Source organism: Frankia sp. Hr75.2, from assembly GCF_949319125.1.
GTDB lineage: Bacteria > Actinomycetota > Actinomycetes > Frankiales > Frankiaceae > Parafrankia > Parafrankia soli.
Genome location: NZ_CASGGV010000323.1, coordinates 18,121 through 37,634, shown reverse-complemented (window position 1 = coordinate 37,634; position 19,514 = coordinate 18,121). Strand labels below are relative to the sequence as shown.

Annotated in this window: 18 protein-coding genes; 1 reads left to right on the top strand and 17 read right to left on the bottom strand. The window is 71.3% G+C overall.

What is annotated here, in order from left to right; all coding sequences use genetic code 11:
* Positions 1 to 332: 332 nt before the first annotated feature.
* Complete coding sequence (locus AC559T_RS30120; RefSeq protein WP_306769319.1) at positions 333 to 428, bottom strand: hypothetical protein; 96 nt, start codon at positions 426 to 428, stop codon at positions 333 to 335.
* A 757-nt stretch (positions 429 to 1,185) separates the two neighbouring features.
* On the opposite strand from AC559T_RS30120, the gene AC559T_RS30115 reads away from it, so the two are divergent.
* The gene (locus tag AC559T_RS30115; protein WP_498870845.1) at positions 1,186 to 2,943 is read left to right on the top strand and encodes a glycoside hydrolase family 26 protein; all 1,758 of its coding nucleotides are present in this window, start codon (positions 1,186 to 1,188) and stop codon (positions 2,941 to 2,943) included.
* A gap of 163 nt (positions 2,944 to 3,106) precedes the next feature.
* On the opposite strand, the gene fdxA is transcribed toward AC559T_RS30115, so the two are convergent.
* From fdxA to nifD, 16 genes are all read right to left on the bottom strand, one after another.
* Positions 3,107 to 3,448, bottom strand: a complete 342-nt coding sequence (gene fdxA / locus AC559T_RS30110) for a ferredoxin (RefSeq protein ID WP_018501689.1) — start codon at positions 3,446 to 3,448, stop codon at positions 3,107 to 3,109.
* Between the two features lie 81 nt (positions 3,449 to 3,529).
* Entirely contained in the window at positions 3,530 to 4,570 is a 1,041-nt protein-coding gene (locus tag AC559T_RS30105; RefSeq protein ID WP_112107969.1) for a 2-oxoacid:ferredoxin oxidoreductase subunit beta, read from the bottom strand.
* Positions 4,567 to 6,579 carry a 2-oxoacid:acceptor oxidoreductase subunit alpha gene (locus AC559T_RS30100; protein ID WP_112107970.1) on the bottom strand — a complete coding sequence of 671 codons (2,013 nt, stop codon included), beginning with the start codon at positions 6,577 to 6,579 and terminating at the stop codon, positions 4,567 to 4,569. The genes AC559T_RS30105 and AC559T_RS30100 overlap by 4 nt, the downstream gene beginning before the upstream one ends.
* Positions 6,551 to 7,771 (bottom strand): cysteine desulfurase family protein, encoded by a 1,221-nt coding sequence (locus AC559T_RS30095; protein WP_498870844.1) that lies wholly within the window; start codon positions 7,769 to 7,771, stop codon positions 6,551 to 6,553. The genes AC559T_RS30100 and AC559T_RS30095 overlap by 29 nt, the downstream gene beginning before the upstream one ends.
* A complete protein-coding gene (locus AC559T_RS30090; RefSeq protein ID WP_498870843.1) occupies positions 7,768 to 8,679 on the bottom strand; it encodes a HesA/MoeB/ThiF family protein in 912 nt (303 codons plus the stop codon). The genes AC559T_RS30095 and AC559T_RS30090 overlap by 4 nt, the downstream gene beginning before the upstream one ends.
* A gap of 65 nt (positions 8,680 to 8,744) precedes the next feature.
* Positions 8,745 to 9,365 (bottom strand): iron-sulfur cluster assembly accessory protein, encoded by a 621-nt coding sequence (locus AC559T_RS30085; RefSeq protein ID WP_112107973.1) that lies wholly within the window; start codon positions 9,363 to 9,365, stop codon positions 8,745 to 8,747.
* Positions 9,362 to 11,344, bottom strand: coding sequence for a nitrogenase cofactor biosynthesis protein NifB (gene nifB, locus AC559T_RS30080; protein WP_112107974.1), 1,983 nt, complete (start codon positions 11,342 to 11,344; stop codon positions 9,362 to 9,364). The genes AC559T_RS30085 and nifB overlap by 4 nt, the downstream gene beginning before the upstream one ends.
* A complete protein-coding gene (locus AC559T_RS30075) occupies positions 11,341 to 11,694 on the bottom strand; it encodes a nitrogen fixation protein NifZ (protein ID WP_112107975.1) in 354 nt (117 codons plus the stop codon). Before AC559T_RS30075 ends, nifB begins: the two co-directional genes overlap by 4 nt.
* Entirely contained in the window at positions 11,691 to 12,071 is a 381-nt protein-coding gene (nifW, locus tag AC559T_RS30070; protein WP_071067118.1) for a nitrogenase-stabilizing/protective protein NifW, read from the bottom strand. Before nifW ends, AC559T_RS30075 begins: the two co-directional genes overlap by 4 nt.
* Positions 12,068 to 12,313: a CCE_0567 family metalloprotein gene (locus AC559T_RS30065; protein ID WP_071067117.1), complete on the bottom strand. Its 246-nt coding sequence runs from the start codon at positions 12,311 to 12,313 to the stop codon at positions 12,068 to 12,070. The genes nifW and AC559T_RS30065 overlap by 4 nt, the downstream gene beginning before the upstream one ends.
* Positions 12,303 to 12,770, bottom strand: coding sequence for a NifX-associated nitrogen fixation protein (locus AC559T_RS30060; protein ID WP_071067116.1), 468 nt, complete (start codon positions 12,768 to 12,770; stop codon positions 12,303 to 12,305). The genes AC559T_RS30065 and AC559T_RS30060 overlap by 11 nt, the downstream gene beginning before the upstream one ends.
* A 40-nt stretch (positions 12,771 to 12,810) precedes the next feature.
* Positions 12,811 to 13,257: a nitrogen fixation protein NifX gene (gene nifX, locus AC559T_RS30055; RefSeq protein WP_071067115.1), complete on the bottom strand. Its 447-nt coding sequence runs from the start codon at positions 13,255 to 13,257 to the stop codon at positions 12,811 to 12,813.
* On the bottom strand, positions 13,251 to 14,702 hold the full coding sequence (nifN, locus tag AC559T_RS30050; protein ID WP_498870842.1) for a nitrogenase iron-molybdenum cofactor biosynthesis protein NifN: 1,452 nt from the start codon (positions 14,700 to 14,702) through the stop codon (positions 13,251 to 13,253). The genes nifX and nifN overlap by 7 nt, the downstream gene beginning before the upstream one ends.
* A complete protein-coding gene (gene nifE, locus AC559T_RS30045; RefSeq protein WP_112107977.1) occupies positions 14,702 to 16,075 on the bottom strand; it encodes a nitrogenase iron-molybdenum cofactor biosynthesis protein NifE in 1,374 nt (457 codons plus the stop codon). The genes nifN and nifE overlap by 1 nt, the downstream gene beginning before the upstream one ends.
* 327 nt (positions 16,076 to 16,402) lie before the next feature.
* On the bottom strand, positions 16,403 to 17,959 hold the full coding sequence (gene nifK / locus AC559T_RS30040) for a nitrogenase molybdenum-iron protein subunit beta (RefSeq protein ID WP_498870841.1): 1,557 nt from the start codon (positions 17,957 to 17,959) through the stop codon (positions 16,403 to 16,405).
* A gap of 67 nt (positions 17,960 to 18,026) precedes the next feature.
* On the bottom strand, positions 18,027 to 19,487 hold the full coding sequence (nifD, locus tag AC559T_RS30035) for a nitrogenase molybdenum-iron protein alpha chain (RefSeq protein ID WP_020464281.1): 1,461 nt from the start codon (positions 19,485 to 19,487) through the stop codon (positions 18,027 to 18,029).
* Between the last annotated feature and the right edge of the window lie 27 nt (positions 19,488 to 19,514).

Sequence of the window (19,514 nt, the reverse complement as noted above, 5' to 3'; positions counted from 1 at the left end):
AGGCAGCACCGCGGACAGGCAGCGGACTCCACGGAATGGTTGATACGTTTCACTTAACGTAGTAGCAGCGAGTCTCCTACCGGGACCACGGGGCAATCTTTGTCGAGATCGTCAGCGGGGCCCGGAAACTGTGCACCACCTCGGAAGGAGCCCGTCTTGCATATACCGCCACCACCCTCAGATCGCCGATATCTTCCCGGTCGGGCTGAGCGTGGCCTGTCGCGTGCTGTCCGTCTTTGCCCTCAGCTTGCATATCGGATGGCTCAGCCTCAACGAACTCCTCGTCGTCGCCATCTTCGAGATTTTCGCCATTGCGATCGTGGCTCTGCAGGTCAGGCGCCCAGTCCGGCGGTGCGGCCTTCGCCGGTTCCGGTGAGCAGTGCACGAGCGCGGGCGAGCACGATCGAGTCACTGTCGGTGTAGGCCACCCGGCAGTCCGGGGCGATGCTCTGGGCGACCTCGTGCGGGTTCGGCGAAGTGGGAAGCCGGTGCCAACGTCAAGGAACCGGCTCCCCGCGTCCTGGGCGAGAAACCGGGTCACCGGTGCAGGAACGCACGGTAATCCGGTCCGGGGTGCGTGCCCGGGACCGGCGGATGGGGGTGATGCCTCGCCTGCGCCGCGGCACCAGACCCACACCGTTGGTGAGCGCCCGGTAGTGGTGGCCGTGGGTGACGGATTGTTGAGTGTCAGCCAGGGTTGCTTCGTAACAAGGTTGCGAAGATGAACCGGTGCCGACCGGCGGTAGCGCCGCACGGCAGCACGCCACCCGGGGTCCGACAGGTCCCGGCGCGGGCGGTGAATGTGGGGCGGGGGCTCGATGGGGGACGTACGTGCAACGGCACGAGGCAGGTGACGCGCCGCCGACAGCGGGCGCGGGTCGGGACAGTGCCGACGCGCACCAGAACGTCGGCGAGCGCGAAGCCACCGACACACGCCGGAAGACCGGGTCAGACCGGAAGACCGGATCAGGCCGAAAGACCGGATCAGACCGGACGAGCGGGTCGGACCGGGCAGCCACGCCAGGCCGGGCAGCGACGACAAAGCGGAGCGCCGCGTCCGAACGGACAGCCACGCCAGAGCGGAAGACCGGGTCAAGCCGGAACACCGACTCGACCCGGAGAACCGGCGGCAGGAGCAAGGCGACCACCGGCGCGAGCCGGAGAGCCGCCGGCGCAGGCGACGTGGTGACCGACACCGCCGAGGACACCGCCGCCGAGGTCCCCGGCAACGCGTCCGGAGCGGGCACCGGCCCGGTACCGAAGACCGGCGAAGGTCCCGGCGGCGCTGGTGAAGGTTCAGGCGTGGACGTGTCCGGGTCTTCGGGCCCGCTCCCGTTCGCTGCCGGGACGGACGTGCCCGTCGGGAGCGGTGCGGGCGAGGACGTGATCGCGCGGACGCTGCCGTACGAGCGCCTCGGCACGCCGGGCTCGCCGATGCGGCCGGACAAGACTCTCGTCAGCTCCGTGGCTCGGACCAGTGCCACCAGCCAGAGCAGCCCCACCAACTCGGGCAGCTCAACCAGCACGGGCAGCCCCAACCGTTCGGACAGCCCTTTCCGCCAGCGGGCCTCTGCCGGCCTGGGTAGCCCCGTGAGCAAGGGCGGGGGCCCGGTTGGGAGCACCAGCGAGAACCCCGTCCCGGACGGGCCAGGGCCCGGAACCGGGCCCGAAGCCGAAGCCGGGGCCGGGCCCGAAGCCGGAGCCGGAGCCGGAGCCGCGGACCCGGGCGAAGCTGCCCAGGCGCCAGGGGCCGGAGGCCAGGGGAAGGACGGCCGCCGCGGCGGGAATCACCGCGGCGGGACGGCTCGTCGAGGTAGGCCGCGCCGACGACGTCGCACCGTGCTCGGGGTCGTCGCCGCCGCGATGGTCATCCTGCTCGGCGCGATCGGCCTGGTGACGCTCACCGGCGGCCCGGATTCGCGGCGTTCGGCCGATGCCCCGGCGGCGAGTCAGGCCCCGGATACGGCGAAGGCGCCCGGGGCACAGCCCACGCAGCCTCAGCCGGAGCCGGCGCCGACCGGGCCGGCCGGGCCGGCCGGGCCGGGGGTGCGGTGGCCCTCCGGGGCGAACGGGAACCCGCCGCTGGACATCCGCGCCTGGGAGGCCTGGACGGGGCGGCTGACGAACGTCGCGGTCGTCTTCACCAAGCGTAACGACTGGAACGGGATCGCCTACGACAACTGGCCGATGTCGGACTACCCGCCGGGGGTGTACAACGGGCAGCTTTCCATCGCCCAGCCGCTGTTCCCGCGGTCGGGTGACGAGCGGACCTGCGCCCGGGGTCACTATGACGCCTACTGGGCGGCGTTCGGCCAGACCCTGACGCGTAATGGCCGGCCCGACGCCATCGTCCGGCTCGGTTGGGAGTTCAACGGGAACTGGTTCTGGTGGTATCCGCGGGACACCGCGACCTGGAAGACCTGTTTCCAGCGGGCGGTTACCCAGATCCGGTCGACGGCGCCGGCGGTGCGGATCGACTTCAACGTCAGCGCGCACCGTGACCGGATGCCGAACGGTGACGACGTGTGGGCGGCCTACCCGGGCGACGAGTTCGTGAGCATCGTCAGCAGTGACGCCTACGACTCCTACCCGCCGTCGCGCTCCGCGGAGACCTTCGACCAGCAGTGCAACATCCCGTCGGGGGCGTGCACCGTGGCCGCGTTCGCGCGGGCGCACGGCAAGCAGTTCGCGGTGCCGGAGTGGGGACTCGTCCGGGTGGACGGGAACGGTGGCGGCGACAATCCGCTCTTCATCGAGAAGATGCACGACCTGTTCGACCGGAACCGGGACATCCTCGCCTACGAGGCGTATTTCAGCACCGCCGAGGCGGACAACGTGCGTTCCTCGCTGATCAACCCGCCGCTGAACCCGATGGCCGCGCAGCGGTACCTGGAGCTGTTCGGTGCCGGAGCCGGCGGCAGTGGCAGCCCCGGCGGCCTGTGACCCGGGTGGTGACCGGTCCGGCCGTGATCTGAACGGCGGCCCGGTCCGGCCGTGACCCGGGCCGTGACCCGGGCCGGCTCGAGGAGCGTGGTGGCTGCTCCCCGCGCCGGCCCGGGTCACGGGCGGCCCTACCCCGTCACCTGGGCGTGGGCCCGCGTACCGGTCAGGCGGAGGCCTCGTACTCGGCCACGAAGGGTGTGTCGGCCTTGATCTTGCCCACGGTCTTGGCGCCACCGGGATCGCCGAGCGGCTCGTCCCGGCCGGGCAGGACCTTGGTGAAGAACTCCTTCTCGCTCTTCACGAAGGGGCGCTCGGCCTTGGGCACCTCCAGGTCGAGCATGATCGCGCCGATCGGGCAGGCGGAGGCGCAGGCGCCGCACTCGGTGCACTCGTTCGGGTTGATGTAGAGCTTCCGGTCGCCCTCGTAGATGGCGTCGACCGGGCACTCGTCCAGGCATGCGGTGTCTTTGACGTCGATGCAGGGCGACGTGACGACGTAGGGCATCGGAACTCTCTTTCTTTCCTTCTTCACGGACGGCGGGCGTCCGGGGGAGGTCTCGTTACGCGGTCGGCCGCGAGGAGGGGCTCAGGCCCGGCTGGCCGGCACCGACCAGGAGTCGTCGCCGGTGAGCAGCTCCTGCAGGTCACCTCGGCCGCCCGCGCGGGCGGTGGCGAGGCGGTTCTGGTACTGCTTGTCGAAGCTCGGCCGCTCCACCGCGCGGTACACGCCGATCGGCGCGAGCTCGGGGTGGGTGTCCGCGATCCGGGCGAGGGCGTAGGCGTAGGTCGGGCTGGTCGAGCGCGGGTCGTGGATCACGACGCCCTTCTCCACCGACCGGCCGAACTTCAGGTCGCCGGTCTCGGGGTCGCGCAGGATCGCCCACTGGCTGTCGGCACCGAACAGGATCGGCTGGCCGGCCTCGAGCCGGATCGGGCCGTCGGCCGCGGTGGGCTCCGTCGCGGAGGCGGCGACGTCGTCCCGGGGCGCGACGTTGAAGGTCGGGCAGTTCTGCCGGATCTCCACCAGGGCCGAGCCGTCGTGCGCGTGGGCGGCGGCGAGGATCTCCGTCATGTGCTTGCGGTCGGTGTCGACCGTGCGGGCGAGGAAGGTCGCCTCGGCGCCCAGGGCCAGCGCGGCCGGGTTGAACGAGTGGTCCAGCGAGCCGAACGGGCTGGACGGGGTGACCGTGCCGGGCTTCGTCGCGGGCGAGAACTGGCCCTTGGTCAGACCGTAGATCTGGTTGTTGAACATGATGATCTTGAGGTTGACGTTGCGGCGCAGCGCGTGGATCAGGTGGTTGCCGCCGATCGACAGCGAGTCGCCGTCACCGGTGACGACCCAGACCGACAGGTCCGGCCGGTTGATCGAGATGCCGGTCGCGATGGACGGCGCCCGCCCGTGGATCGAGTGGATGCCGTAGGTGTCGAGGTAGTAGGGCAGCCGGGACGAGCACCCGATGCCGGAGACCACGACGAAGTTCTCGCGCGGGATCCCGAGGGTCGGCAGCAGGTTCCGCATCCCGTTGAGGATCGCGTGGTCACCGCACCCCGGGCACCAGCGGGCGTCCTGCCCGGTGGAGAAGTCCTTCGCTGTGAGCTGCTTGCCTACCGCGTCTGAGCTGGTCACTTGCCCGCCTCCGAATCCGATCCGAGCTCGCTGCGGCCCAGCTCGCTCATGCCGAGCGTGCTGGCGCCGCCCGCGGCCTTGATGTCCTCACTGGTGATCTCGGTGTCGCCGAGGTCGGCGCCGTGGACGAGCCGGGTGAACACCGCGGCCAGCTCGACCGCGCGGAAGGGAAGCCCGCGGGTCTGGGTGTAGCCGACGGTCTCGACCCCGCAGTGCATCCGCAGCAGGCCGGAGAGCTGACCGAGGTTCATCTCGGGCACCAGCACCGTGTCGTAGGACGACAGCACGGCGGCCAGGTTCGCCGGCAGCGGGTTGAGGTAGCGCAGGTGCGCCTGGGCGATGGCCAGTCCCTGGTCACGGACAAGCCGGCAGGCGGCGCCGATCGGCCCGTAGGTCGAGCCCCAGCCGACCACCAGCACCCGGGCACCGAATCCGGGCGCCCCGCTCGGGTCGTCGACCTCCAGCGCCGGCACCTTGATGCCGTCGACCTTGTTCTGGCGGGTGCGGACCATCAGGTCGTGGTTGTCCGCGTCGTGCGAGACCTCGCCGCTGCCGTCGGCCTTCTCCAGACCACCGATGCGGTGCTCCAGGCCGGGGGTGCCGGGGATGGCGAGCGGGCGGGCGAGGGTGCGCGGGTCACGCGCGTACGGGTGGAACTTCGGCGTGCCGTCCTTGCCCACGGCGTTGGGCTTGGTGGCGAACTCGATGCCGAGGTCGGGGAGCTCCTCGACGGCCGGGACCTTCCACGGCTCGCTGCCGTTCGCGATGTAGGAGTCGGACAGCAGGATGACCGGGGTGCGCCGCTCCAGCGCGATCTGCGCCGCCTCGAACGCCGCGGCGAAGCAGTCCGCGGGCGACTGGGCGGCGAGCACCGGCAGCGGGGCCTCGCCGTGCCGGCCGTAGAGGGCCTGCAGCAGGTCGGACTGCTCGGTCTTCGTCGGCAGGCCGGTCGACGGTCCGCCGCGCTGCACGTTGACGATGACCAGCGGCAGCTCCAGCGAGATCGCCAGGCCGATCGCCTCGGACTTGAGCGCCATGCCGGGACCGGAGGTGACGGTGACGCCGAGCATGCCGGCGAACGAGCCGCCGATCGCCGCGCCGATCGCCGCGATCTCGTCCTCGGCCTGGAAGTGGCGGACGTCGTGCGAGGTGAGCTTGCTCAGCTCGTGCAGGACGTCGGTCGCCGGGGTGATCGGGTACGCGCCGAGGAACAGCGGCATCCCGGCCTGGTGCGCGGCGGCGACGAGACCGAAGGCGATGGCCCGGTTGCCGCGCATGTGGCGGTAGGTGCCCGGGGGCAGCGCCGCGGGCTTCACCTCGTAGGAGACGGCGAACGCCTCGGTGGTGTCGCCGTAGTTCACGCCCGCCCGCAGCGCCGCCAGGTTACCGGCGAGGATCTCCGGCGGCTTCTTGGCGAAGCGCTTCTCCAGGTAGGCGATGGTGCTCTCGACCGGCTGGTTGAACATCCAGGAGACCAGGCCGAGGGCGAACATGTTCTTCGTCCGGGCGGCGTCCTTGCGCTTGAGGCCGAGGCCGTCGGTGGCGCCGACGGCGAGCCCGGTCAGGTCGACCGCGTGCACGATGTAGTTGCCCAGCGAGCCGTCGGTCAGCGGGTCGGAGTCGTACCCGGCCTTCTCCAGCGAGCGCACGTTGAACGCGCCCGAGTCGACGATCAGGACGCCTCCGGGACGCAGGTCCTTCAAGGTCGCCTTCAGCGCCGCCGGGTTCATCGCGACGAGGACGTCGGGCTGGTCGCCCGGGGTGGTGATGTCGTGGTCGGCGACGTGCAGCTGGTAGCTCGAGACACCGCCGACGGTTCCGGCTGGCGCCCGGATCTCGGCCGGGAAGTCCGGCAGCGTGGCCACGTCGTTGCCGGCCTCCGCGGCCTGCGCGCCGAAGCGGTCGCCGGTGAGCTGCATGCCGTCGCCGGAGTCGCCGGCGAACCGGATCACGACCCCCTTGAGGCGGCGTACCCGCGATTCAGGCTGTTCGAAGAGCTCGGTTGTCATCTCGAACCTCGTCTTGGATGGGGGTGCTCTGGGAAAGGGAGCGGACGCGCAGGACAGCGCGGGCCACCAGATCCGCGGCGGTGCGGATCTCCTCCGTCGTGGTGGCGCGGCCCAGGCTGAAGCGCAGGCTCTCCCGGGCCTCGGTGGCCGTGCGGCCCATGGCGAGCAGGACGTGGGACGGCTCGTCCCCGCCACCGCTGCACGCCGAGCCGGCCGAGATCGCCACGCGCGGAGCACAGGCCTGGACCTCGTCGGCACCGGCGCCGACGAAGCGGAGATTGACGGTGTTCGGCAGCCTGGCGCGGTCCGGGCCGTTGAGTTCGACGGCTCCGGGCCCGAGCCGCTTCGTCAGGGTCTCTGTCAACAGCGCAGTCAGCAGCGCCGTCAGCGCGCCCTGGCGCCTGCCGTCGTCGGCCATCGACTCGGCCGCGATGCGGGCGGCCGCTCCGAAGCCGGCGATCCCGGCGGTGTTGAGGGTGCCGGCCCGCAGGCCGCGTTCCTGGCCGCCGCCGTGCACCCTGGGCGCGAGGCGTGGCCAGGCGTCCTTCGACGCGATCAGCGCGCCGACACCTTTGGGGCCGTAGAGCTTGTGCGCGGACGCGACGGCCAGGTCGACGCCCGTCTGCTCGAGCTCGACCGGGATGCGGCCGAGGGCCTGGGTGACGTCGCACAGGAGCAACGCCCCGGCGGAGTGCACCGGTTCGACCAGTGGCCGCAGGTCGTTCACGGCCCCGGTCTCGTTGTTCGCCGCCATCACCGCGACCAGCGCGACGTCCGGCCCGAGTCGGCGCCGCAGGTCGTCGACGTCGATGGTGCCGTCCGGGTGGACGGCGATCCGCTCGGCGGCTGTCGCGTCGCCAGCCGACACCGCGGCGTCGGCGGCGCCGAGTACCGCGGGATGCTCGGTGGCCCCGACGAGGATCCGGCGTCGCCCCGGCTCGGCGGTGGCGAGGACCCCACCGATCGCCAGGTTGGCGGCCTCGGTCGCCCCGGAGGTGAACACGACCTCGCGGGGGCGGGCGCCGGCGAGCGACGCGACCTCACGCCGGGCCCGCTCGACGATCCGCGTCGCCTCCTGGCCGGGGGCGTGCTTGCTGGCCGGGTTGGCGAACCGCTCGGTGAACAGCGGGAGCATCACCTCGACCACCCGCGGGTCGACGGGCGTGGTCGCGTTGTGGTCGAGGTAGATCACCGTGGCTCCCCGGAGCCGGGCCCCTGGCCGCCGCAGGACGGGCAGTGCGGGTCACGTCGGGCTCGCAGCACCCGGAAGTCCAGGTCCCAGAGGTCGAACTGGAGCAGCCTGCCGGCCGCCGGCTCACCGAACCCGGAGATGATCTTTATCGCCTCGGTCGCGGCGAGGCAGCCGACCATCCCCGACACGGCGCCGAGGACGGTGAAGCCCAGCGGCTGCCAGGACGGGTCGCCCTCGGTGAAGACACAGCGCAGGCAGGGCGATCCGGGCTGGACGACCAGCAGGTTCCCCTCGGTGGCGTTCATCGCGGCGACGACCGCCGGGGTCCGGGTCGCGACGCAGGCGTCGTTGAGCAGGTAGCGGTCGGGGAAGTTGTGGCGGGCGTCCACGACGACGTCCGCCCCGGCGACGAGGCGGCCCAGCTCTGGGAGCTGGGACAGCTCGCGGTCGATCGCGACGATCTCGACTCCCGGGTGGTGCGCGCGCAGGGTCTGCTCCGCGCAGGCCACCCGGGAGCCACCGATCCACTCGGGGCGCATCAGGGTCTGCCGGTTGAGGTCGGGCTCCTCCAGCGCGCCCGGGTGGACCAGGACCAGCCGGCCGACCCCGGCGGCGGCGAGGTAGGTCGCGGCCGCCCCGCCGACGCCGCCCACGCCCGCCACGAGCACGGTCGCGCCGCGCAGCCGCTCCTGGGCCGCCGGGCCGAAGCCCGGCAGGTCGAGCTGCCGGTCGTACCGACCGGGCAGGCTCGCTCCCCCGCTGCGCTGCGCCGGCGCCAGGGCCGGGGCCAGGGCCAGGGCCGTCGGTGCCAGCGCCGTTGCTGGCACCGCGGCCTCGGACGCCCCGCGGGCATCGACCGGACCGACCGGGCCGGACGCCGGCGGAGAACTACGCCGGGTCACTATCATGCTGCGCTCCATGACTGGTCCGTGTGTTCCGTCGGGGGGTCGGTGTGGTGGGCCGGGGTTCGCCGTCAGGAGACGAGGGCGACGCGGCCGATCTCGGGCAGGCTCTCCTTGATGCGCTTCTCGATCACCGCGGTGACGGTGGCCGAGGCGCTGGAGCAGCCGTTGCAGGCGCCGACAAGCCGGATGTGGACCTCGGCGGTGCCCGGCTCCCCGTTACCCGCGAGCACGGTGACGAGCTGCACGTCGCCGCCGTCGCCCTGCAGGAACGGCCGGATCTCGGCGATGACGTCCTCGACCTGGCCGCGCAGCCGGTCGTCGGCCTCGGCGCGCTCGGGCTCCTCCGGGGTGCCGAACGAGTTGCCGCAGCCGCACGAGCTGGTCGCGTTCGGGTTGGTGAAGGTGAACCCGGAGGAGGTCAGCGACTCGACATAGTCGATCCGCAGCCCCCGCAGGTGCCCCATCATCGACGAGTTGACGAAGACGTCGAACCCGTCGGAGTGGATGACGATGTCGTCGCTCTCGGCTCCGGGGGCGAGCGCCAGGTTGTAGGTGAGGCCGGAACAGCCGCCCGGGTTCACGCCCACACGCAGGCCGAAGCCGGCCGTCTCCGCGCTGCCGCCGAGCAGGGTCCGCACCTGGGCGCGGGCACGCTCGGTCAGTTCGACGGTGCTCTGGACGAGGGTCATGACCGCGCTACCTCCAGGTCTGTGACGTCGGTGCCGGCGCTGTGGGAGCCGGTGCCGACGGAACGGGTGTGGGCGGGGCGGGCACCGTCGGCGCGCGCCTTCTCCGGGGTGGTCCGCTCCGCACGGGACTTCTCGGTGCGCGGGTCGGTACGGGCGTGCTCGGCGTCGTGGCGGTGGCCGGAACCGGCGGCGTGGCGGTGGCCGCCGCCGGAACAGGAGCCGGACTTGCCGCCCTCACCCGAGCAGGAGCCGGGCCGGACGGTGACGGCGAACTCGAACGGGTCGTCGTCCATGAGGTCCGGGTCGAGCAGGTCGACGTCCACCAGTTCGCCCTGCACCAGCTCGGCGCGCACCAGCTCGGCCTCGGCCATCTCGGCCTCCACCTCGTCGAGGTCGATCTCGTCGAGGTCCGTGAAACCGGTGCCGGCGGGGTCGGGGTTCACCGGGACGGCCGCGCGGGCGGCCGCGGTGAGCCGGCCGCCGACGGTGGCGACGGCCTTCTCGATCAGTTCGTAGACCTCGACCGGCTCGATCCCGGCGGCCTCGAGCGCGTCGTACGGCCCCGGGCCGATCTTGCTGCACAGGACGGCGGAGCAGTCGGAGAGCATCTCGATGGTCTTGTCGAGCACCGAGGCGCCGTCCCCGCACTCGGTCGGGCCCTCGCAGTAGCGCTGCACGTCGCGGGTCTGGACGAGCCGGGCCCAGCTGCGGCCGGCCTCGTAGATCCAGAACTCGGAGGCGTGGCCGAAGTGCTGGTTGACCACGCCGCTGCCCTTGGTCGCGACGGCGACCAGGACGACGTCGTCGGGCCTGGTCGCCGGGCCGGCGACGGTCACCGTCTCGCGCTCGGCGCGGGTCTCCTGGCGCCACCGCTCGATCTCGGCGTGGGCGGCGAGGCGGCCTTCCAGGTCGTAGGCGATCTCGCGGCCCTGGTAGGTCTCCGGGGTGAACTCGTCACCGCGGTCCTCGCCGAGCAGGCCGACGGCGTCCGCCCGGCACTGCCGGCAGTGCCGCATCATGTTCATGTCGGCGCCGTCTTCGCCCTCGCAGCGGTCCTGCAGGGCCTTGAGCTGCTGGGGCGTCGGGCCCGGCTGGCCGGCGAGGCCGAACACGGTGCCGTGCTCCGGGGCGGAGACCAGCGGCATCACGTTGTGCAGGAAGGCACCGAGCCCGCGGACGGTCTTCGAGACCTCGACGAGGTGCTCGTCGTTGACCCCCGGGATCATCACCGAGTTGACCTTGGCGAGGATCTTGCGCTCGGCCAGCATGGCGAGGCCCTCGAGCTGGCGCTCGGAGAGGATCTTCGACGCCTCCCGGCCCGTGTACTTCTTGCCCTTGTAAGCGACCCAGGGGTAGATCCGCTCGCCGACCTCGGGGTCGATCATGTTGATCGTGATCGTGACGTGGTCGACGTTCAGCGCGGCGATGCGGTCGACGTGGTCGGGCAGGGTGAGCCCGTTCGTCGACAGGCACAGCTTGATGTCGGGGCAGTCCCGGGCGACCAGTTCCAGGGTGCGGAAGGTGCGCTTCGGGTTGGCGAGCGGGTCGCCGGGGCCGGCGATGCCCAGCACGCTCATCTGCTTGATCTCGCTGGCGACCAGCTTGACCTTGGCGAGCGCGTCCTCGGGGGTGAGCAGGTCGCTGGTGACGCCGGGCCGGCTCTCGTTCGCACAGTCGTACTTGCGGTTGCAGTAGTTGCACTGGATGTTGCAGCCGGGCGCCACCGCCACGTGCATCCGGGCGTAGTACTGGTGCGCCTCGGAGCTGTAGCAGGGGTGGTTGGCGATCTTCTCGGCGATCTCCGGATCGGTGGCCGGAGTGCTGCTGCCGCAGCTCTTCTTGGACGCGCAGCCGCCACCCGGGGCGGGCGCCGCGCCCTGGGCGGGCGAGCCGTTCTGACCAGGGGTGGCCGTCCGACCGGTCAGCAGCTCCGCCGTGGCGGCGGGCAGCACCGGAAGCATGACGGGCTCGTTGTTCACGACAGCCCCTCCTCCTTGTCGGTGGTCCCGCTGGTCACGGCGGCGCTGCTGTCAGCCGCGGAACTTGTGGCATGGGCGGTGGCGGCGGCGGCGGCCCGGCTGGACGGGGAGGTCTCCCGCACCGCGGCCTCGAGCTCGCGCTCGAGGGCGCCGACGACCCGGCCGTTCTCGAACGCGACGGCGTAGACGATGTGCTCCTGCAGGTACAGGCCCACGTTGATGACCTCGCCCCGGGTGCCGGGCTCGACCAGGATCTGGCCGGTCGCGATGTTCGGGTCCGGGAAGGTCCCGTCCTGGCGCAGGGCCTTGGTGGTGGCGACGACGTCACCTACGTCGAAGGTCGACTTCATCGCTGCTGGCCCTTCTCGTCGGTCTGGGTGGTCGCCGGTCGCTCGACCGTGATCTCGGACATGGGGACGAACCCGGCGGGCTCTGGCGCGCGGTCCTTCAGCACCTTGAACAGGCGGTGGTCCAGCGCGGTGGCCGTGGTGAAGGCCTCGTAGGCGCGGACGAGGGCTGCCCGGTAGTCCCGCAGCAGCGCCTCGGGGGACACCTCGGCGTCGGCCCCCTCGTGCAGGCCGGCGATCTCCTCTGCGAAGAAGCGCAGGATGTGCAGCCGGTTGACGGCCACCACCCGCGGGTCGTAGTCGACGTCGAGCAGCTCGAAGTACTGCTCGGCGGTCGAGCAGCGGCGGAACTCCTCGAGCTGGCTGGTGAGCGCGCTCATGCTCCCGCTCCCTTCCCGGTGCCACCGGCGGCGCCGGCGCGCAGCTCGTTCTCCAGCAGCGCGATCTCGGCGTAGGCGTCGTAGGTACGGCGGGCGAGGTCGAGGATGTTCTCCCAGTTGATCGGGAGGTCCTCGGCGAGGTCGTGCAGGTCGAGCTTGAGCTGCGAGGCCTTGCTGTTCAGCTTGCGCAGCCGGGTCGTGACGGCGGCGACATCGGTGCTGGTGCTGGTCTCAGGAGTCATCGCGGGCGACCTCCCTCCACTGCTCGACGAGCTTGGCGGCGGCGGTGACCATGGCCTCGCCACGGGCGGCGAGGTCCTCGAGCGAGTTGAAGCCGAAGCGCTGGACGTCGCGCAGGACGTCGGAGAGCACCACCAGCCGCCCGCCGAAGACGATCACCCGGCCGAAGCCCTCGTGGTTGAGGTCGAGCACGGTGGTGGTGATGACCCCGGTCGCCTTCTCCACCGAGGCGGCGACGGCCTGGTAGAAGGAGCGCACGCGCCCCTCGATGACGGCGTCGATGTCGCAGTTGGAGGCGATCTGCCGCCGCTGCTCGCGGGTGAGGATGAACGGGCCGAGCAGCTGCTCGTCGGGCAGCCGGTCGAGGTTGCCGTAGGTGTCGCCGGCGCGGAGCTGGTCGACGAGGTCCCGCAGGAACCCCTCGAGCTGGCCGCCTGCGCTGGGGGCCGGTGTGGTCATGCCGTTCCTCCCATGGTCATCGGGTTCGAGGTGGCGGGGTCTACTGCGGCCTGGCCGGCGCGACCGGCGCGGCGGTGGCCGACGGCGAGGAGGTCGGGGTCCAGGCGGGCGCCACCTGCGGGCTGTGCGCCCGAAGGACCTTGCGCAGCCAGGGCGGCGGGTTGCCCGCGAGCACGCCGACGAACTTGGCGAGCAGGGCGTCGATCTCGGTGCCCACGGGGACCTTCATCGGGTGGATCCGGGCCTTGACGACCTTCGCCGCCGCCGTCCCTCCGATGTCGCAGACGTTGAGGATCGCGCAGTCGACGACCGCCGCGAGCCTCGAGGCGATCTTGTCCTCTTCGTCGTCCTCCGCGGGCCCGAGCTCTCTGGTCTCGAACAGGTGGAAGCCCTCGGGCCCGACCTCGTAGACGTCGAACCGGCGGCACCAGCCGAAGTGCTGGTCCACGGCGTGGCCGTCGCTCGTCGCAAAAGCGATCTTCAACATGGGGACTCCTGGCACAGAACGTCGAGCTGGTCGAACGAGTCGAGCGGATGTTCGCGGACGTCGTGGCGCCCCGGGCGGTGATCGGCCCGGTGATCCGCCTGGTGGTGGTCGAGCAGCCGGTTCGCCGCGTCGACGAGCAGCCGCAGGCTGCCCCCGTACCCGGCGGTCGTGCGCAGGGCCGATCCGAGCCGGTCGTAGATCGGGAATCCGACGGCCAGGTGGGCGGCGCCGATGCGGTCGGCGACCGTGCGGACGTGACTCGACCCGATGAGCAGTTCCGCGCCGCCTTCGAGGGCGCGTTCCTCCAGCTCGGTCAGGTCGCCGATGACGATCTCGTCCCAGGGGGCGGTGGCGAGCACGGGAGCGTCCGTCGGCGACACCGCCGCGACGATCTCCGCGCCGACGTCGTGCAGCAGGGAGCCGACGGCGACCAGCGCCTCGGGCTCCATCGCGAGCGCGATCCGCGCCCCGCCGAGGACGAAGTGGGTGTCGAGCAGGCCGTCCGCCAGCCGGGCGCGGGCCCGCCGCACCTCGGGCGCCGGTCCGCGTCCCGAGTAGGCCATCAGCTCGGTGACCAGCCTGTCCACCGCGGCGAGGCCGCTGAGGTGGTCGTGGTGGATCAGGTCGGCGGCGGTCCGCGCGGCCAGGTCGACCCCGGCCTCCGCGGCGGTCGCGCCGGCGGTGATGATCAGGCCGGCCTCGTCGAGGCGGCGCAGCTGCGCGAGCCCCGTGCCACCGGTCGTCGTCGGCTGCCAGGACGGGGCCAGGTGCCCGTCGAGGGAGCCGGAGAGATCCGGGACCAGCACCGGCGCCATCCCGAAGGAGCGGATCAGCGCGCAGAGCTCGTCGAGGTCGGCGGCCGACAGGGACGGCCCGACGAGCACGGCGACCGTCTCGGTCCCGGAACCGGTTCCGGGACCGGAGCGCGAACCCGGGTAATCGTCGGAGTCGGCGTGGTCGAAGGGGACGGTGGTGACCAGCGAGCGCAGCGCGGCCGACCAGCCGTCCGACAGCCCGCCGGCGAAGTCCGGCGTGGACACCCGCACGATCAGCGGCGCGCCCTCGGGCGTGGTGTGGTTCATCATCGCGATGTACTGGCGCACCTGGCCGGCGACGTCCTCGCCGCTGACCTCGGTGACGCCGGTGGTCAGCAGGCCGATGATCCGCGGGTTCTGCTTGGCGCGGATGCCGTCCAGGTTGGCGACGAGGTCGTCGCCGCTGCCGAGCACCGCGGACACCTCGGTGACACCGGTGGTCTGCAGCGGGACGGGCTCGTTGAAGTGCCGGGTCAGCAGCGCCTTGGCGAACGAGGCGCAGCCCTTCGACCCGTGCATGACGGGCATCGCCGCGGCGAGGCCGAGGAAGACCAGCGCCCCGCCGAGCGGCTGGCTGAACCGCAGCGGGTCCAGGCCGGGCCGGCGGTCACTCGTGACGACCCTCGCCATCACGCCACCCCCTCGACGTCCCAGGGCGCGGGGGCGCGGACCTGCTCCCACACCGGGTTCGACAGCGCCATGTCGAGGCGGCGGGCCAGCTCGACCGCGCCGCGGTAGCCCGCGTAGGGGATGTGCCGCTCCTGGTTGATGTCGAGGAACGGCAGCCGGCCCTTGAGCGCCGTGTACTGGTTGCGGCCGCCGGCGACGAGGATGTCCGCGCGGGTCTCCTCGGCGATGCGCAGCAGCTCGCGCGGGCTGCCCTCGGAGACGATCCTGGCGTCGGGGCCGAGCAGTTCGCGGATCTTCTCGACGTCGCCGTCGGAGCTCTTGGTGATGCCGTTCGCGACGACCTCGATGCCGAGGTCCTGCAGCGCGGAGACGATCGACCAGCTCTTGACCCCGCCGGTGTAGAGCACCGCGCGCCTGCCGGCGAGCCGCTCACGGTAGGGCTCCAGGGCCAGGTCGACGGCGGTCTGCTCGAGGGCGATGACCTCCTCGGCGCGCCGGGCCAGCTCCGCGCCGCCGAGCAGGCGGGCGAACTCGCGCAGGGTGTCGTTCATCGCGCGGACGCCGTAGAAGCTGCCCTCGAACCAGGGGATGCCGTAGCGATCCTCCAGGCCGCGGGCCAGGCCCAGCAGCGCCCGGGAGCAGACGACCATCGTCGCGCGGGCCCGGTGCGCCGCGGCGACGTCCGCGTAGCGCGCGTCGCCGCTGATGCAGGCCCGGACCCGGATGCCCATCTTGGCCAGCACCGGCAGGACGTCCCACAGCTCGCCGGCGATGTTGTACTCGCCGACCAGGTTCACGTCGAGCTCGGTCACGTCGGGCGGCTCGACCGTCCCGATGACGTGCTCGAGCAGGGCCTCGCCGGCGAGGCGGTTGCCCAGGTTCTTGTTGCCGGCGAACCCCGGGGCGTGCACCGGGATGACCGGGACGCCGGTGTGCGCGGCGGCCGCCGCGCAGACGGCGTCGAGGTCGTCGCCGATCATGGCGGTGACGCAGGTCGAGTAGACGAACACCGCCGGCGGGTGGTGCCGGCGGACGGCTTCGAGAATGGTGTCGAACAGGCGCTGCTCGCCGCCGAAGATGACGTCCTGCTCACCGACGTCGCTGGTGAAGCCGCGGCGGTAGAGGTCGGGGCCGGAGGAGAGGCTCCCCCGCCCGTCCCAGGAGTTTCCTGCGCAGGCGATCGGGCCGTGCACGACGTGGGCGCTGTCGACGATCGGAACCAGTGTGATCATCGCACCGTCGAAGGTGCATCCGCCGCTGGTGCCGCCGGGCGCGGGCTTGGGGCACCCGGCCTTGCGCTCCTTGGCGGACTTCTCGCGGTTGTGATCACATGCCGGTTCGGTGAATAGCGTTGCACGGTCAGTGGCGGCCATGGCGATCTCTCGGCTTAGGGAGGGTCGTCCCCTCGGTGAGCTGGGTGAGCGGGCCGTTCGATGGACCAGCAGTTCTTCTGAACCGGGGTGGTGCCGGTGGGTGGTGCCGGTGGGTGGTGCCGGTGGGATGGTGGCCGGCCGGCTGGGGCGCCGGCCCCGGCAGTGGCGGGGCACCTGCCTCCGCGGCGCGGGGGGCGCGGTCCCAGCGCGCGGGCGGGGGCCCCGGCGGAGCGGGGGCTCGGGGCCGCCAGCCGGCCGACCACTGGGAAGGCCGTGCGCGCCGCCCGGGGGACACCGGACGCTCAGGAGGCGTCCCCCGGACGGGGCCTAGCGCACGGCGTCGTAGCTATGGTCCGGGCTGGTCCGGTCAAGCTCGTCCAGCACGGTGTTCACGAGCTGCGTGAGCAGGTGCAGCCCGCCGGTGTAGCCGATGATCGGGAAGCGGTGCAGGTGGTGCCGGTCGAAGATCGGGAAACCGACCCGCACCAGCGGAACGTTCGCCTCCCGGGCGATGTACTTCAGGTAGGTGCTGCCGATGAGCAGGTCGACCGGCTCGGTGAAGACCAGCGACCGCAGGTGCCACAGGTCCTTCTCCGGCCAGACGGTGGCGGCGTCGCCGAACTTGCTCGCCGAGAGCACCTTCTCCATGCGGGGCTTGAAGTCCTTGTCGGCGTTCGTGCTGAGCACGTGCACCGGGATCATGCCGAGCTCGAGCACGAAGCGGGTCAGCGCGACGACGAGGTCGGGGTCGCCGGCGATGGCGACCCTCTTGCCGTGGAGGTAGGCGTGCGAGTCCGTCAGGGCGTCAACGAGACGGCCGCGCTCGACGGTGAGCTCGGCCGGGATCTCGACGCCCGCCAGCCGGGCGATCTCGGTCAGGAACTGGTCGGTGCCGCGGACCCCGATCGGGGTCTCCAGCACCAGCGTGTCCTGCTTCCACACGTCCCGGATCAGCTCGGTGGTCTTGCGGGTGGCGGACTCCTGCAGCAGCACGGTGGCGCGGCTGAACTTCGCCTTCGCCGCCTCGGCCAGCGGCGTGCCACCGGGGTAGAGGTCGTACTCCCCGTCGGCCGGCGAGTCGAGCGAGTCGGCGTGGTCGCCGAGGATCAGCGGGTCCACGCCCATCAGCTCGAGCACGCGCCGGTACTCGCGGAGGTTACCGGTGTAGGTCTCGAAACCGGGGATGATGTTCAGCCGGGGCTTCCCACCGGTCGCCGGCTCCGTCGCGTCCGCCGACTTCGTCAGGTTCTCAAGGATTCCCTTGAGCATGCTGTCGTACCCGGTGATGTGCGAGCCCACGAAGCTCGGGGTGTGGGCGTAGGGAACCGGGTAGTCGGCGGTGATCACCTCCTTGTCCTTGGCCGCGCCGATGTAGGCGAAGAGGTCCTCACCGATGACCTCGGCCATGCAGGTGGTGCTGACCGCGACCATCTTCGGCTTGTACAGGCTGGTCGCGTTCTCCAGCGCCTCGACCAGGTTGTTCAGGCCGCCGAAGACCGCCGCGTCCTCGGTCATGGACGTGGATGCCGCGGGGACGGGCTCCTTGAAGTGCCGGGCGAAGTGGCTGCGGAAGTACGCGACACAGCCCTGCGAACCGTGCACGAGCGGCAGCGTGCCCTGGAACCCGAGGCCCGCGAGCACCGCACCGAGCGGCTGGCAGGCCTTCGCCGGGTTGACGGTCAGCGCCTCCCGGGCGAAGTTCTTCTCCCGGTACTCCCAGCCGCGGGTCCACTCGAGGACGCGGGAAACCTCGGCGGATTCACTGCCGTTCTCGAACTCGGCCTTGCCCTCGAACTGCTTCTGGTAGACCTCGTCCTTGAACAGCTCGCTGTGGTCGAGGACCCGCAACGGAATGGAACTGCCTGTCTCGGGAGTCGTCGTCACCGGACATCCTCCTTTCTACCGTGACTGATGGCCGCCGGCGATCGCCGGCGGAGACCGGAAGATCCGGTCAGAACACCTCTCCGGCCTTCGACCAGGGGGTCTCCATGAGGTCCCAGGTCGGGCTGTTGATCGCGATGTCCATGTCGCGGGCGAAGACCGCGAAGCCGTCGACGCCGTGGTACGGCCCGGAGTAGTCCCAGGAGTGCATCTGGCGGAAGGGGATGCCCATCTTGTGGAAGACGTACTTCTCCTTGACGCCCGCACCCATGAGGTCCGGCTTGAGCCGCTTGGCGAACTCCTCCAGCTCGAACGCCGTCGGGTCGTCGTAGAGCACGACGCCTTCCTTGAGCTCGGCGTACGTGCGGGTGTAGTCGTCCTTGTGCGCGAACTCGTAACCGGTACCGACGACCTCCATGCCGAGGTCCTCGTAGGCGCCGATGGTGTGGCGGGGGCGCAGACCGCCGACGGCGAGCATGACGCGCTTGCCGTCGAGGCGCGGCTTGAACGCCGCCGTGATCTCGTCGAAGCGCTTCTGGTAACGCGCGATCGCGGCCTCGGTCTTCGCCTGGATCGTCTCGTCGAACTTGGCCGCGATGGCCCGCATCGAGTTGACGATCTTGGTCGGCCCGAAGAAGTTGAACTCGATCCACGGAGTGCCGTAACGCTCCTCCATGGTGGTGCAGATGTAGTTCATGGAGCGGTAGCAGTGGATCAGGTTCAGCTTCGACAGGTGCGTCGAGGCCATCTCGTTCAGCGTGCCGTCGCCGGACCACTGGGCGATGACGCGCAGGCCCATGTCCTCGAGGATCCGCCGGGACGCCCAGGCGTCGCCGCCGATGTTGTAGTCGCCGATGAGCGCGACGTCGTACGGAGTCTCCTTGAAGGACTCGCCGCCGGTGCCGAGCACGTGGTCGCGGACCGCGTCGTTGGCGATGTGGTGGCCGAGCGACTGGCTCACCCCGCGGAAGCCCTCACAGCGGACCGGGATGACCGGCTTGCCAAGCTTCTTCGACGCCGTGCGGGAAACCGCCTCGATGTCGTCGCCGATCAGACCGATCGGGCACTCGGACTGGACCGAGATGCCCTTGGCCAGCGGGAAGAGCTCGTTGATCTCGTCGCAGACCTGCTCCAGCTTGGGGTCACCGCCGAAGACGATGTCCTTCTCCTGGAAGTCCGTGGTGATCTGCATCGCGGTGAAGTTGGTGACACCCCACGGACCGCGGGCGTAGTTGCGCCGGGTGGCCCAGGAGTACTGGCCGCAGCCGACCGGGCCGTGGCTGATCGTGACCAGGTCCTTCACCGGGCCCCACACCACGCCCTTGGAACCGGCGTAGGCACAGCCACGGATCGTCATGACCCCGGGGCGGGACTTGATGTTGGACTTGACCTCGCACTCCTTCGACCCCTCGGGGTCGTTGGCCTTGAGGTGCTTGGCGCGGAACTTGGCCGCCTTCTGGGGGTACTGCTCCAGGACCTCGGCGATCATCGCCTCGGTCTCGGCCCGCTGCGGAGCCGGAGTCGTCGTCATGATCGGGACCTCATCCTCGACAGTGTC

Coding starts and splice junctions, on each gene's coding strand:
- AC559T_RS30060 (WP_071067116.1), bottom strand. CDS start 12,770: ATGACCACACCGGCCCCCAGCGCAGGCGGCCAGCTCGAGGGGTTCCTG.
- fdxA (WP_018501689.1), bottom strand. CDS start 3,448: ATGCCCTACGTCGTCACGTCGCCCTGCATCGACGTCAAAGACACCGCA.
- AC559T_RS30100 (WP_112107970.1), bottom strand. CDS start 6,579: ATGACAACCGAGCTCTTCGAACAGCCTGAATCGCGGGTACGCCGCCTC.
- AC559T_RS30090 (WP_498870843.1), bottom strand. CDS start 8,679: ATGATAGTGACCCGGCGTAGTTCTCCGCCGGCGTCCGGCCCGGTCGGT.
- AC559T_RS30065 (WP_071067117.1), bottom strand. CDS start 12,313: ATGACTCCTGAGACCAGCACCAGCACCGATGTCGCCGCCGTCACGACC.
- nifN (WP_498870842.1), bottom strand. CDS start 14,702: ATGGCGAGGGTCGTCACGAGTGACCGCCGGCCCGGCCTGGACCCGCTG.
- nifX (WP_071067115.1), bottom strand. CDS start 13,257: ATGTTGAAGATCGCTTTTGCGACGAGCGACGGCCACGCCGTGGACCAG.
- nifE (WP_112107977.1), bottom strand. CDS start 16,075: ATGGCCGCCACTGACCGTGCAACGCTATTCACCGAACCGGCATGTGAT.
- nifD (WP_020464281.1), bottom strand. CDS start 19,487: ATGACGACGACTCCGGCTCCGCAGCGGGCCGAGACCGAGGCGATGATC.
- AC559T_RS30085 (WP_112107973.1), bottom strand. CDS start 9,365: ATGACCCTCGTCCAGAGCACCGTCGAACTGACCGAGCGTGCCCGCGCC.
- nifW (WP_071067118.1), bottom strand. CDS start 12,071: ATGAGCGCGCTCACCAGCCAGCTCGAGGAGTTCCGCCGCTGCTCGACC.
- AC559T_RS30075 (WP_112107975.1), bottom strand. CDS start 11,694: ATGAAGTCGACCTTCGACGTAGGTGACGTCGTCGCCACCACCAAGGCC.